Here is a 14,222-nt window from a genome sequence, read left to right as displayed (position 1 = left end):
GAGCGTAACCGGTGCCACTGACACTCCGGCCGAGGCGGCCGGCCACGGCGCCGGCGACGCGTACCACCCCACACGGCCGAGGTCCCCGTGCTCCGCGCCCCGAGGGGGCGCGGAGCACGGGGACCTCAGGGTCAACCCAACCGTGCGATCCGTCAGCGACGCGTCACGGCGCCGGCGTCGTCACCGAGAACGCCGTGCCATCCCCGAGATGGAGGATCGCGCGGCCCGGCGTCGGCTGCTCGGCCGCCGCACTGCGCGGCAGCTTCGCGCCGATCAGGTCGCCCGAGCGGTGCGTGGTCGGCGAGAGCAGCGCGCCTCGGCGTGCCTTCTTCGCGTCCACCTGCCAGCCGGAGAACCCGCCGCAGATCTCGCCCTCGTCGCCGCCGAGCACCAGATACCGGCCGAGCTGCGAGCCCTGGGTCACCAGGGCCTTCAACTCGTCGGCGGCGTCGCAGCGCCGCAGGTCCTCGCCGTCGTCGACGAGGACGACGATCGGGTTCTCCACCGAGGAGGTGGAGACCGCCTCGCGCAGGTCCTTCTCGTACAGGTCGTCGCCGGTGAACACCTGGATGACGCCGTCCTGCCCGGCCAGGTCGCGCAGCGGCGAGGGCCTGGGGGCGGCCACGACCACCCGCACGCCCTGCGCCAGATACGACTTGGCGAGCATCGTGAGGACCGTGGAGCGGCCCGACTTGGGCGGGCCGGCGACGATGAACGCCGGGGTGCCCTGGGCCAGGTCGGGGCCGTAGCCCATCAGTTCGTCGCCGCCCACGCCGATGAGGCCCCACAGCCGGGAGTTCGACGCGTCCGGGTCCCGCATCTCCCACGCGTCGGCGAAGGTGAGCCGGCTGGGCAGCACGTCGACGCGGAACGGCCGTCGGGAGCGCGGCACCGCCGCGTCCCGCTCGGTCGCCCAGTCGCCGATGGCGCCGAGCGCCGCCGCCTGCGCCTGGCCGGACAGCTCCTCGGCGAGGACGGCGATCTGGATCTCGGTGAGCGCCTGGTTCCTGAACATGCGGCCGTCGGCGACCTCTTCGGGCACCTTGCGGGCCGGCATCCCGATGTTGGAGTAGTCCGACCGGTCCGAGAGCCGCATCGCGTACCGCTCCTCGGTGAGCGTGGAGATCCGCCCGGAGAGGACGCTGCGGTCGCCGGCGATGATCACGTGGATGCCGACCGAGGCGCCCTCGCGCATCATCACGAACATCTCGTCGGTGAGCGCGCCGTGGTCGATCTCGCCGAGCGTGGAGACCCAGCCCTCCCAGCGGTCGACGAGGACCACCAGGTGCGGCAGTCGCTTGTCGGGCTCGGCGGCGGCGCGCTGCTCGTTGATGTCGGCGAGCGCGTCGGCGGCGAGCACCTCCTGCCTGCGGTCCATCTCCTGGCGGAACCTGCGGATCAGCCGCCGGACGCGCTCGACCTGGTTCCTGGTGACGACCGCGCCGCAGTTGGGCAGCCGGGTCAGGGCGTTGAGCGCGCCGTTGCCGCAGTCGATGCCGTAGATGTGGACGTCGGCCGTGGAGTGAATCCAGGACAGCGAGCCGGCCATGGTGCGCAGCAGCTGGGAACGGCCGCTGCGCGGCGCGCCGCCGACCAGCATGTGCCCGAAGGAGCGGAAGTCGATGGCGACCGAGCGCCGCGCCTGCTGGGACGGCAGGTCCTCGACGCCGTACGGGGCGGCCGGCAACGCGCCCTGCGGCGCCGGGTGTTCGAGGTCGCGCAGCAGCACGGTGTCGCCGAGCGCGGGCAGCCAGGGGCTGTGCTGCTTGGCGAAACCGAGCTGGCGGTCGGCCTCGATGACCGCGTCGACCAGCACCTTGAGGTCGGTGATCTCCTCCTCCTGGGACTTGGCCCCCGGCGGCTTCTTCAGCGCGGCGCGGCCGAGGTTGTTCCACTCCAGCTGGCCGGACCAGGGCCGGGAGACCGTCGGGTCGACGGCGCCTGGCCGGCGGCCACCGACGCGGCCGGACTGGAACGGCACCAGCGAGGCGTGCCCGAGCCGGACGTAGGCGCGGCCCGGCGTGGACTTGGCGATGAAGCCGGCGTCGGGCGCGTCGATCACGTCCGAGGACTCGCTGCCGTCGGTGACGCGCAGCGCGATCCGCAGGTTGGTGTTGGCGCGGATCTCCGGGGAGACCACGCCGCTGGGCCGCTGGGTGGCGAGCAGCAGGTGGATGCCGAGCGAACGGCCCCGCTGCGCGATGTTGACCAGGCCCTTCACGAAGTCCGGCAGCTCGCGGACCATCGAGGCGAACTCGTCGATGACGATGAGCAGTCGGGGCAGCGCGGGCAGCCGGCCCGGGTTGCGCCGCATCAGGTCCTGGTAGTCCTCGATGTCCTTGGCGCCGACGTCGGCGAGCATGTGCTCGCGGCGGGTCAGCTCGGCGCCCAGCGAGGAGAGCGCGCGTTCCACCAGGTGGTTGTCGAGGTCGGTGACCATGCCGACGGTGTGCGGGAGTTGCACACAGTCCTTGAACGCGGAGCCGCCCTTGTAGTCGACCAGGACGAACGTCATGTTCTCCGGGGTGTTGGCCACCGCCAGGGACGCGACGATCGTCTGGAGCAGCTCGGACTTGCCGGAGCCGGTGGTGCCGGCGATCAGGCCGTGCGGGCCGTCCCTGCGCAGGTCGATGGCGAACGCCCCGTCGTAGGACTCGCCGATGACCGCCTCGGTGGACTGGCCGCCCATCTGCCAGCGGGCCGCGATGGCCCCGGCGGACGGCGGCTCCATCTCGATGACGTCCAGCAGCCGGGAGGACGAGGGCAGCGCCGCGTCCTCGGACTCGCCGCTGATGTCGCGGATCGGGCTGAGCGAACGGGCCATCAGCTCGCACCACTCGGGGAGCACCCAGTCGGGCCGCACGCCCCTGATGCGCCAGGCCCCGGTCTGTTCGACGCGCAGCCGGTCGGCGGTCATCGGGGGGGCGGGCGTGGCGCCCGGGCCCTGCCCGGGGAACGCGCTGCCGGGGACGGCGAGGAAGGTGTGGAAGCCGGTCGCGAAGCCGGGCCTGCGGGTGCCGCCCTGGGTGGCGCGGTCCGGGTTGGGCTCGGCGATGACCACGGCCTGGCACTCGCCGGGCAGGAAGCGCTCCTCGTCGTCGAGGCAGAGGGCGAAGATGGAGACCGAGGGGCCCTCGCGCAGCAGCCGGATCACGCCGGGCAGGGAGCGCATCTTCCGGGAGCCGTCGAAGACGACGACGATGTCCGGGTCCTTGAAGGAGGTGGGGCCGCCGCCGGTGCGCGCCTGCTTGGCGGCCTTCTGCCGGGCGTCGAGCGCGGCGGTCAGCTCGGCGACGCGGGCGCCGATGGTCTCGGCGTCGTTGCCGACCAGGAGGTTGGTGTCGTGTTCCGGCGCCGGCCTGGAGTGCGGCAGCCAGCGCATCCACTCCCAGCTGTACTGCCCCGTGCCGTCGGTGAGGAGCACGAACTGGACGTCGACCGGGCTGTGCAGGACGGCGATCTGGCCGACGGTCCAACGGGCCAGCGCGCGGGCCGAGTCGCCGGAGCCGGCGTAGCCGATCACGCCGAGGGTGCGCAGCGGGAGGGTGACCGGGGCGTCGGCGATCTTCCACGCGACCTGCCGCTTGTGCTCGTCCTGTTCGGGGTCGGTGAGGACGACCTCGGAGTCCAGCTCGACGGTGCCGACCCGGATCAGCAGGTGGTCGTCGTCGGTGCGGCGGCGCTCGAAGAGGCGGGTGCGGGGGCCGGTGGCCTGGGTGAGCACGGTGGCCGGGTCGGGCGCGGCGTGCCGGCGGGCGAACCGCTCGGCGATCAGCGCGTCGCGCGCGTCCTTCTCGATCCTGGCCTTGCGCTCCTTGTACTCCTCGACCTTCTTGGCGTGTGATATCCGGCCACGCTTCTTGTCCATGAAGTAGTTGGACAGCAGCATGATCGGGCTCATGAACGCCATCATCAGGAAGATCCAGCGTCCCGTGATGGAGGCCATGCCGACCGCGCCGACGACCGGGAGGATGGCCATCAGCCAGGGCAGCGGGCGCTTCTCGCGCTCGCCGACCGGCTTGGGCAGCTGGAACTGCGTCTGCCGCTCGGGCGGCAGCAGCCGGGGCGGCCGGTTGTAGTCGAGGCCGGCGCCGTCCTCGGAGACCTTGAGCGCGGCGTCCGGCGGGAAGTAGGGGGTCAGCTCGAAGAGGGAGTCGCCGACGGAGAGTTGCTTGCCGAGCTTCCAGACGGCGCGGTCGCCCTCGTCGTGGTAGAACGGCTCGCCGTCGATCAGCGGCTGCTCGTCGCTGTAGACCGTGACCCGGCAGGTGCCGTCGGCCGCGACCCGCAGGGTCATGGCGCGCTCGGGCAGCGTGGGGTCGGGGACGTGGATGTGGACCTGCTGTCCGTAGCCGATCTCCAGCTTGCCGACGCCCATGCGGTGCACGGCGCCGGCGGCGGGACCGCCCACGACGCGCAGCTCCACCAGCCCGTTGGGCTCCGGCGGCCAGCAGCCGCTGGGATTGTGCAGGCTGACGACGCTGCCCTCGCGCAGCGGGGACTGGGCCAGCGTCAGGCCGGGGTCGACGTACTCACCGTTGACGAACAGGTGGGCGCCGGCGGGTGCCTCCGCGTACCCCTGGGGCCCGCCCGCCTGGGCCGGCACGAACCGGCTGCCAACGGCCTGGGCGAACTCGGGGGTCAGGTCCGCGATCTGCGTCTCCGGGTCGGCGTCGATCACGGTATCGGCCCGATGACCCCCGACCGGGTCTACTACTGTCAGGGTCAGGCGCACACTCATCCTCCCGTTGCTGACACGGTCTCCAGTTGGCTGGAAGACCCGCTCATCATCGCATCCCGCACCGACGGTGCGCCGGGCGGTCGATGGCCCCCCGAACGGTGGCCGAACGTCACGGCCGGCGTCACCGCCACGGTCGGAGATGACGCGGAAAACGCGCTTGGTTCCCGTTGGTTGCCTGCTTCTTCCACGATGCCGCAGTTTTGCCCGCGCCGGAAGCGAAATGGGGACGAAGGGGGGCGCGAAACGGACGGCGGCGTACGGGGCGTGCGCCACGGGGGGCGGGAGCCGGCGCGTGGGGTGCGCGGGGGTGGTGTGTTGACGCGTTCGGGGTGCCGGTCGGGCCGTGCCGGGAAGATCTCGAAGATCTCGGGGATTCCGAGAGATTGGATGCAACCGATGGGGAACGACCCGCGTCCTTGGTGTCGTTGAGGTCGCGAACGACTCGCGAGGAAGGTACCGAGACCGGGCTTTCGCCCCAAGTGCCGCGCACGTAGGCTGAGTGGCGCGGTACGGTCCACGGACCACGAACCGCCGTGAGTTACCTCATGTACGCGGGAGGAAGACGCCTTCCGCCTGGGCCAGAGGAGGGGACCGCCATGAGCGATATGGATGTGACTTATGACGATATGCAGGAGGCGGGTGACCGACTCATCGATGAGCGGGAGCAGATCGACCAGAAGCTGTCGTCGCTCCAGAGCTACATCGACAACCTGGTCGCGACCGGCTTCGTGACCAGCCGGGCGTCTCGTGCCTTCGACGAGTCCTACCGTGAGTTCACCACGGGTGCTCGCAAGGTGATCGAGGGTCTTGAGGGCATGGGTACCTACCTCAAGACCGCGGCCGACACCTACCGCGAGACCGACGAGGGCCTTGAGGGCGCGATCCGCGGCGGCTGACCTCGCCTGCTTCGTCAGGGGCGGTGCGCGGATGTCTCACGGCATCCGGCACCGCCCTTTTCGCATGTCAGCAGGCCGTGTCACAGGCCCTCTCACAGGCCCTGTCACAGGGCCGGACGAGACAAACCGGGACTTACGGGGAGAGAACGGGGAGCGTACGGACGCGATGTCCTTCTTGAGATTCTTCGAGGACGAGGTGCGGGAGTTGGCGGCCCGGCTTGAGTCCAGCGGCGACGACATGCGGGAGGCGTCGCGCAGCCTCTCGGGCACCAGCGCCGCCAGCATCGGGCCGTCCGAACTGGCCAGCCGGTGCGACGACTTCGCCGACTCCTGGGACTACGGCTTCGGCCAACTGTCGGAGCTGACCAGCGGGATCGGCGAGGTCGCGATCAACGCGGCGGAGACCTACACGGCCACCGACGAGGAACTGGAACGAGCCCTCTCCGAGGGCGGGAGCGGGGGCTAGGCCACGATGAGCGACTCCTATCCGAACCTGGGGTTCGACCCCTGCCCCGGCGACCTCCCGGCGGCCGAGTCGGTGGCCGCGACGATGCGGGACGTGGCGACCCTCAGCTCGAACACGCACACCGCGATGACCGCGATCAACACGTCCAGCGGCATCTGGGTCGGCCGCGCCGCCGACGCGTTCAGCGAGGCGTTCGACGAGGTGCCGCCGTATCTCCAGCGCGCCGTCAACGCGTTGGACGTCGCCGCCCGCGCCCTGGAGTGGTGGGTCAACGACCTGGACCGCTTCAAGTCGGTCGCGCGGCAGCTGGAGGAGGAGGCGGCCAGCGCGCAGGCGCAGGTCGACAGCGCCCAGGCGGCCGTCGACGCGCTGCCGTCGGACACCTCGGAGATGGACGACGACGAACTCTCCGAGCACGAGGACACCGAGCGGGCGCGCGGCAGCGCGCTCAACTCCGCGAGCGCCGCGCTCAACGAGGTGATCCAGCGCGCCCGTCAGCTGCACGAGGAGTATCTGGCCTCGGCCGAGGACACCTCGCGGGCGCTGTCCAGGGCGGCGGACGACGCGCCGCCCGAGCCGGGGCTCTTCGACAAGATCGCCGATGTCGTCTCGGACATCGTCGACTTCATGATGGACCCCAACACCTGGAAGCTGATCGGCGACATCTTCGCCGACATCGCCATGGTGGTCGGGGTGATCTGCCTGGCGGTCGCGGTGATCGGCCTGTTCGTGGCCAGCGGCGGCACGGCGGCGCTGATCCTGGGCGCGATCGGCACCATCGGCGGCTACATCGGCCTGGGCGCCGGGGTGGCCGGGCTGCTCTTCCACGGCATGGCGATGGCCGGCGGCGCGGAGGGCGTCACCTGGGAGACCATCGGCTTCGACCTGATCACGGTCGCCACCGGCGGTCTCGGCGTGATGGGCGCGGGGATCGCCGGCGCGGCCAGGGGCGCGACCGGCATCGCCGGCCTGGGCAGCGGCATGTTCAGCGGCATCAGGGGCGCCGGCGGCGCCTGGACGCTGGTCGGCGAGGGCATGGGCTGGGCCGGGAACATCCTGGGCAACCTGGGCTCGGCGGAGAGCCAGCGGCGGCGCATGGAGGACGACGGCGCCACGTTCGGCGACGTGCCGATCCTGGGCCCGTTCCGCGACCTGGGCGACCTGGCCGGCGAACACCTGGCGCCGGACGCGACGTTCGTGCCACCGCCGTCCGGGCCCTCGCAGCCGGCGCCGATGCCGGACGTGGAGCTGCCGAACAACCCGATACCCATGCCGGAGGTGCGGCCGCCGGGCGATCCGGTGCCGATGCCCGAGGTGGTGCCGGCGGCCGTCAACCCGGACGCGATCCTGGCCGGCGCGGACGGCTCGTTCGTCAGCGGGCTTGAGGTGGCGGCGTGAGCGCCCCGGCCCGGCCCGCCGCGCCGGAGGCGTCCGGCGACCAGGACGGCATACCCGTCCGCTTCACCGCACAGGTCCCGGACAGCTACGTTCCGCTGCCCGACTCGCCCTCGCCGGAGGAGTGGTCCGAGACGCTGGACCGGCTGCTGCCGACCGTGGGCGGCGAGGGCAGGACCTACGCGATGGACAACATGCCGCGGCTGCTGCCGATGCTCCAGGTGGAGGAGGTCTGCAAGACGGCGGTCCACATCAGCGTGGAGAACGGCTCGTTGGCGCTGGGGATGCTGGTCGTCGGACTGCTGCCGACCCGGCACGAGTCGGCGCTGATCTGCGCGGAGTCGATCTACCGGGCCAAGAAGGAGGAGTACTTCCGGGAGGTGCCGGAGTCCGAACTGGCCGAGATAGACGAGCGGTTGGCGAAGGGGCTGCGCGGCCCCGAGGACACCCTGCTGGCCACCAAGCTGCCGGTAGGGCCCGGGGTGACGTCGGTCTCGCTGCGGTCCATGACCTTCCCCCGCCCGCCGGGGATCGGGCAGGGGCCGCCGCCCAAGCTGGGGGTGTCCTTCGTCCAGCTGGCGGTGCCGGCGCCGAGGGACTACACCGTCTACTTCACCATCTCGACGCCGACCGTGCACCACACCTCGGTCTTCGCCAACCATCTGGCGCGGATCGCGCGCACGGTGTCGTTCGACGAGGACACGGTGGCGAAGGCCCGCAAGGGCGGCGACGTGGTCCTCACCAGGGAGCCGCTGGGCGGTCGCGGCTGAGCCGTTGACCGGCGGCCCCTTCGGCGGCCGGCCGGACTGTCAGTGGTGGCGGGCATGATGGTGGCCATGGGCGTGCGCACGGGAGACGGGGACTGGCTGGGGCGGCTGCGGCCGATCAACGACTATCTGGTCGCCCTGGACCGGCAGCACTACGAGCGGTCGGGCGCGGCGCCGCTGCTGCTGGCGCTGGTCGCCGTCCCCGTCGCCGCCTGCGCGGTGCTGGTCGGCGTCGCGGTGCCGCTGAGCGATGTGTCCGCGTACGCGGGCTGGTTGCTGCCGGGCGTCCCGGTGGCGGCCGGCCTGGCGTGGCTGGCCTGGCTGGCGGTGCGCCGGCTCACGCCCCGGCACGGCCCGCTGGGCGCGGAGTTCCGCGCCGGCGAGGAGCAACGGGACGCGGTGCTGCGGCAGTTGTACGCGCTGCCGCCGCTGGGCCCGGCGCACGGCGAGGCGCTGTGGCGGGGCGCCGACGAGCTGTACCACCGCTCGACGGAGCGGCTGACCGCGTTCCGGCCGCGCGACCAGCGGGAGTTGGTGCACGGGATGCGGACGGCGCCGTTCGTCCGGTTCCGCTGGACGCTGGCCGGCTGGGCGGTCGGGATACTCACCGTGGTGGGCACCGTGGCCACGCTGGCGCCGGTGTTCGCAGAGCCGGGCGACTGGTGGCCGATGGCGGTGACGGCGGCGACGCTGGCGGTCGGCTGGTCGCTGTGTTTCCGGTACTGCTTCCTGAAGTGGCGGGAGCCGGCGGACCGGGTACCGCGCGTCCGCAAGGTCGGCTGGCGGCACGAACTGGCCTGGCTGCGGCACCAGTTGGCGATCAGCGGGGTGCTGGCCGGCTGGCGGATACCGGCGCTGCACACCGAGCGGCTGTGGCGGCTGACGGGCGGGGGCCGCCGCTCCCCCGCCGCGACCCTGGCCCGACTCCCGGAGGACGCCTCCCCGTTGCGCCGCTTCTACTGGCGGTATGTGGGCGCGGGGGTGGTGCGGCTGGTGGCGTTCTTCGGCGGGTGCTATCTGGTGGCCACCGCGATCAGCCTCGCCCGCTGAGGGTCCCGCCGGCGGCCCGGGCCGCGTGGGCCGCCCTGAGTTCGGCCCAGCGCTCGGCCTCGGCCGGGGTCAACCGGCCGCGCAGCTCGGCGAGTTTGAGGAGGTTGGCCTCGGCGCCGGTGGTGAGGGTCTGCGCCTCGGCGCGGTAGTGGTCGTCGATGAGCGCCTCCAGCTCCTCGTCGTTGAGGACGGGCACGATCCGCTCGGCGATCTGGTTGGTATTGCGGTAGGAGCCCTGGAGGCGGAACGGCGGCTCGGTGCGGGTGGCGTCCTCCTGGGTGGCGGAGGCGATATAGGCCGCGTTGACCTTGAGCATCACGTCCCGCACCCGCAGCAGCCGGCGCAGCACGGCGAGGATCTGCTCCAGGTCGGCCGGGGTGTAGGGGTGGCGGAGCCGTTCGGCGGAGGCGGTCTCGTCGCCGCGCGCCAGCCGCACCAGCAGCTCGATGTCGGCGCGGTCGCGGGAGGCGAGCGGGGCGAGCGTCGGGTTGGCGGTGAGCGCGTTCTCGATGTGGCTGAGCGCGAACAGCTCCTCCCGGCCGGTCAGCACCTCGCCGAGGTTCCACACGTCGGCCCGGTTGGCCAGCATGTCGGGGACCCGGAAGCGGTGCCCGGACTCGGTGAACGGGTTGCCCGCCATCACGACGGCGAACCGCTTGCCGCGCAGGTCGTGGCTGACTGCCTCGCCGTCGGAGGCGCGGACCCCGTCGATGCGGCGCTGCGCGTCGCAGAGCGGGATGAACCGCTGGAGCAGTTCGGGCGAGGTGTGCTGGATGTCGTCGAGGTGGAGGAGGACGTTGTTGCCCATCTCCAGCGCGAAGTTGAGCTTCTCGATCTCGCGGCGGGCGGCGGCGTCGGGCGCGGCGGCCGGGTCGAGGGAGGTGGTGTGGTGGCCGAGGGCCGGGCCGTCCACCTTGACGAAGACCATGCCGAGGCGGGCGGCGACATACTCCATCAGCGTCGTCTTGCCGTAGCCGGGCGGGGAGAGCAGCAGCAACAGGCCCTGGCTGTCGGTGCGTCGCTGGTCGCCGGCCGCGCCGAGCTGCTTGGCGAGGTTGTCGCCGACCAGCGGCAGATACACCTCGTCGAGCAGCCGGTTGCGGACGAACGCCGGCATCACGCGCGGGCGGTAGCTCTCCAGGCGCAGCCGGCGGCGTTCGGTCTCCAGCAGCGCGTTGCGGCGGCGGACATAGGCCCGGTGGGCGGGCACCCGCTCGGCGCGGAAGGTGTCGGTGCGGGTCAGGAACTCGTCGAGGCGCAGCGGGAGTTCGCCGCGTTCCAGCCTGGGGTGGCTGCCCAGCAGGCCGCTGATCACGGCGGTCAGCGGGGCGTCCACGGGCCGGTGTTCCAGGGTGTCGGCGGTCAGCTCAAGGGCCGCCGCCTCCGGCAGGTCGGGGTGCGCCTCGTCGAGTGGGCCCCGGGCGCCGGTGAACGCGGTCAGCCAGGCGGTGACCAGCTGGTGGCGGGCGGCGAGGTCGGCGCCGACGGCGGCGAGGTCCTGGGTCAGCTCCTTGACGCCGGCCTCCCCGAGCGCCGCGTGGAGGTCGCCGCGCAGCGCGCCGGCGGCCGGGCTGGTGACGAACGCGGGCCCGCCGGCGGCCAGTTCCTCCAGCAGATAGCCGCCGACGCCGGCCGGGGCGGTGGCCGGCAGCCCGGCGTCCTCGGGCAGAGTGGCGAGGAACGCGCCGACGGCCTGCGTGAGTTCGGCGGCGAGCGCGTCGACGGCGCCCGTCGCGCCGAAGGTGGCGCGGGCGCGGGCCAGCGACTGGGCGCGGACGGTCAGCGCGCGGCGGGTCTCGGCGGTGGTGCCGTGCGCCCAGAACAGCTGGGCGCAGGCGCGGAGTCGGGGCGGGTAGCGGAGCAGCCCGGCGGCCTCGCGGAGCCGGAGCACGGCGGCCAGGATGCGGGCGGCGTCGTGGTCGTGGACGCCCCGGTCGTAGCCCTCGTCGTAGGCGGCCTCGGCGAACCGGCGGACCCGCGCGGTGAGTTGGTCCCCGGCGGCGGCGCGGGCCAGCTCGTCCTGGTCGGCGGCGGCCAGCACGCTGGCGGCCAGGTGCTCCGCGCGGTAGACCTCGGGCGACTCGGAGGCCAGCGGCTGGTCCCAGAAGTGCCGGGCGGCGGCCAGTTCGGCGTCGGCGACGGCGGCCCGGTAGTCGGTGCCGGTGACGGCGAACGCGAGGCCGCCGTCGTGCGGCACCAGGGTGAGGTCGATGGGCTGGGTGGCGGCGGTGAAGTGGTGGCGGCCGAGCCGGATGGTGCCGTCGGCGCCGAAGAGTTCGGCGCGGTCCCGCAGGGTGCGGCCGGCCTCCTGGCGGAGCGCGGTCAGCCGTCCGTCGATCTCGTCGGCGCGGACCTCCTCGCCGAGGGAACGGAGTTCGTCGGCGGTGGCGCGGACGCGGGCGACCAGCGGGTCGGCGGCGAAGTAGGCGTTGATCTCGTCGAGGCTGCCCTGGGCGCCGGCGCGGCGGCCCACGGTGTCCAGGACGCGTTCGGCGGAGGCGGCCAGCCGTTCGGCGTGCCGGGCCCGCTCGTCGAGCTGGGCCTGCTTGCGGGCGGCGAAGGTCTCGTAGATCTCCTCGCGCTGGTCGGCGAGTTGGGCGAGGAACTCGTCGAAGGTGCCGAACCTGGCCTCCAGGTTCTCCACCGTCAGCAGCAGCCGGCCGAGGTGCTCGTCGCACTCCTCGGGGGTGGTGGCGGAGGCCAGGGCGCCGGTGACGGCCTGCCCGAGCAGGGCGTACTCGGCGGCGAACTCGGCGCGGCCCTCGGTCTCCAGCAGCTCGCGGCGCCGCCCGTCGAGCACCGCGCGGGCGCGGTTGACGGCGCCGGTGACCTCGCCGATGCGGGTCAGCAGCTCGGTGCGGACCACGGCGTCGGCGATCTCCAGGGTGCCGATCACCTCGGTGACGGTGCGGAGTTCGTCGGCGTGCTCGGCGATGTCGGCGGCCAGCGGCTCGGCGTCGACGACGCTCTCGACGGCGGCGGCGCGCTCGGTGAGCTCGGCGATCGCCGCGTGCGTCTCGTCGAACGCGTCGTCCCGGGAGAGGAAGGCGACGGCGCGGCGGCCGGTCGCGGCCAGCGACTCGACGAGCGTCGCGTCGAGCCGGTCGAGCGCTGCGGTGTCGATGTGGCGGGTGTCGCGGAGCGCGGCGAGGTGGCCCTGGGCGCGGCGCAGCCGGGTCAGCAGGGTGACCCAGTCGGCGGCGCCGCGCGGCGCCTCGCCGCGCGCCCGGCGCACCAGCCCGGTGATGTCGGCCTCGGCCTCGGCGAGCGCGGCGGCGGCCTGCCGGCGCAGCTGGCGGACCCGCTCGTACTCGGCGATGACCTGCTCGGCGGTGGCGCGCAGGGTGGCGACGGGCTCGGCCAGGGCGTGGGTCTCGGGCTGGCCCAGCCAGTGGTACTGGTCGGTGAGTCGGTCGCAGGCGGCGACCACGGCCTCGAACACGGCGGTGTCCGGCTCCAGTTCGGTGACCATCCGCACCACGGTGAACGCGTCGGAGATGCCGCGCACCAGGTCGGCGTTGCCGATCCTGGCGAGCGGCCCGGTGCCGGCGGGCTGGGCGGCGGCGTGCTCCTCGCTGGCGAACGGCGTCGCCCACAGCTGCACGGGGTGCACGCGCGACGCCTCGGCGGCCTCGGCGCGGCAGACCACGAGGCGGCCGTCGTCGAAGAGCGCGAACCCGAGGCAGGGGATCGGGTTCCGCACCGCCTTGTCGATCAGGTTGTAGGGCAGCAGCAGCGCCCGGCCGCGCGCGTCGGCGCGAAAGACGTAGAGCAGGTCCTCGCCGTTGGGCGAGCGCAGCAGCCGCTCGAACGCCAGGCCCTCGGTGTCGAGGTCGAAGGTGCGGGCGGCCGAGCCGGCCGGCGCCGCCGACAGGTAGTAGCCGCCGGGGAAGATGACGCCCTGGTCCTCGGGCAGCACCCGGCAGCCCTGCCCGAGGCCGTCGAGCCGGACGATCTCGCCGGTGCGGGTGTTGTGCACCAGGTGGCGGTGCTCGGTCTCGTTGTAGGGCAGCACCCTGAGCAGCAGCAGCGGGCCGACGCGCGCGTAGTGGACCTGGGCGTCGGCCAGCGACTGGAGCGGCTCGGCCAGCGGCTCGCTGTGCCGTTCCTCGGCCTCGCCGTCCGGCCCCCGCTGGACGGCGAGGCGCAGGGTGCCGCCGGCGGTCGCCAGCCGGAGGGTGCCGTCGATGTCGATGTGCGGCGGCTGCCCGGGGGCGGCGCCGGGCACGTGGTCGTCGCGGGTGGTGGCCGTCCACGCCACCTCGTCCTGGTCGGGCGGCACATGGTCGCGCTCGCCCTTGGCGTCCACGTACTCGGGCCGCCCGTCGGGGTGGAGCTTCCAGCGCAACACCCGGATGTCGTCGACCCGTTCGCCGGTGCGGAAGACCGCGAGCAGCAGGCTGCCGACGGTGCGCAGCCGCAGCAGCGCGGACTGCTGGAAGTAGCGGAAGAGGTCCGCGAAGTCCCGTTGGAACTCCGGGTCGTCGAGCAGCCCGGGCACGGCCTCGGGCCCGGCCGGCGTGAATCCTTCGCCGGTCTGCCGATACAGCCGGAACACCTCGGCGACGCCGGTGGACTGGCCGGGCGCCGGCGGCACCCGGTAGCCGAGGAGCAGCGCGCCGCCGACCCGCACCAGGTCGCGGGGCAGGCTGTCGCGCTCGGTGCGCAGCCGGTCGGTGGCGACCAGCTCCAGATCGCCGCCGCCGAACGTCGCGACCCGCTCCGCGTTCAGCCGCCGGGTCCGTTCCCCCAACTCGCCCGCCGCCGACCGCAGTCGGTCCCGCAGCACCTCGTAAGCGCCCCGGTCAGGGGCCTCGGTCTCGGCCATGGCCGTCTCCCGCTCCCGCGTCTCCACCCTCGCTCCCCCCATGTCGTCACACGTGCCGTGCCGGCCGCCGCGCGGCGGC

The 14,222-nt window shown here is 73.3% G+C and carries 7 protein-coding genes; 5 read left to right on the top strand and 2 right to left on the bottom strand.

The window, feature by feature from the left end; all coding sequences use genetic code 11:
* Window positions 1–163: 163 nt before the first annotated feature.
* Window positions 164–4,735, bottom strand: a complete 4,572-nt coding sequence (locus FH609_RS27200; RefSeq protein WP_139673285.1) for an FtsK/SpoIIIE domain-containing protein — start codon at window positions 4,733–4,735, stop codon at window positions 164–166.
* Window positions 4,736–5,352: 617 nt separating this feature from the next.
* Here FH609_RS27200 and FH609_RS27195 point away from each other — a divergent pair.
* The 5 genes from FH609_RS27195 (at window position 5,353) to FH609_RS27175 (ending at window position 9,315) form a co-directional block, all read left to right on the top strand.
* On the top strand, window positions 5,353–5,637 hold the full coding sequence (locus tag FH609_RS27195; protein WP_264372978.1) for a WXG100 family type VII secretion target: 285 nt from the start codon (window positions 5,353–5,355) through the stop codon (window positions 5,635–5,637).
* A 166-nt stretch (window positions 5,638–5,803) separates the two neighbouring features.
* Window positions 5,804–6,103, top strand: a complete 300-nt coding sequence (locus FH609_RS27190) for a hypothetical protein (RefSeq protein WP_139673016.1) — start codon at window positions 5,804–5,806, stop codon at window positions 6,101–6,103.
* Between the two features lie 6 nt (window positions 6,104–6,109).
* Window positions 6,110–7,501: a WXG100 family type VII secretion target gene (locus FH609_RS27185; protein ID WP_139673019.1), complete on the top strand. Its 1,392-nt coding sequence runs from the start codon at window positions 6,110–6,112 to the stop codon at window positions 7,499–7,501.
* Window positions 7,498–8,268, top strand: a complete 771-nt coding sequence (locus FH609_RS27180) for a hypothetical protein (RefSeq protein WP_139673022.1) — start codon at window positions 7,498–7,500, stop codon at window positions 8,266–8,268. The genes FH609_RS27185 and FH609_RS27180 overlap by 4 nt, the downstream gene beginning before the upstream one ends.
* A gap of 66 nt (window positions 8,269–8,334) precedes the next feature.
* A complete protein-coding gene (locus tag FH609_RS27175) occupies window positions 8,335–9,315 on the top strand; it encodes a hypothetical protein (RefSeq protein ID WP_139673025.1) in 981 nt (326 codons plus the stop codon).
* Here the strand turns inward: FH609_RS27175 and FH609_RS27170 are convergent.
* The gene (locus FH609_RS27170) at window positions 9,299–14,143 is read right to left on the bottom strand and encodes a DNA repair ATPase (RefSeq protein ID WP_139673028.1); all 4,845 of its coding nucleotides are present in this window, start codon (window positions 14,141–14,143) and stop codon (window positions 9,299–9,301) included. The genes FH609_RS27175 and FH609_RS27170 overlap by 17 nt on opposite strands.
* Window positions 14,144–14,222: the final 79 nt, after the last annotated feature.

Source organism: Streptomyces sp. 3MP-14 (genome assembly GCF_006334905.2).
Classification (GTDB): Bacteria; Actinomycetota; Actinomycetes; order Streptomycetales; family Streptomycetaceae; genus Streptomyces; species Streptomyces triticirhizae.
Note: the sequence above shows the minus strand (reverse complement) of the source record. Positions and strands in the feature narration are given on the sequence as shown.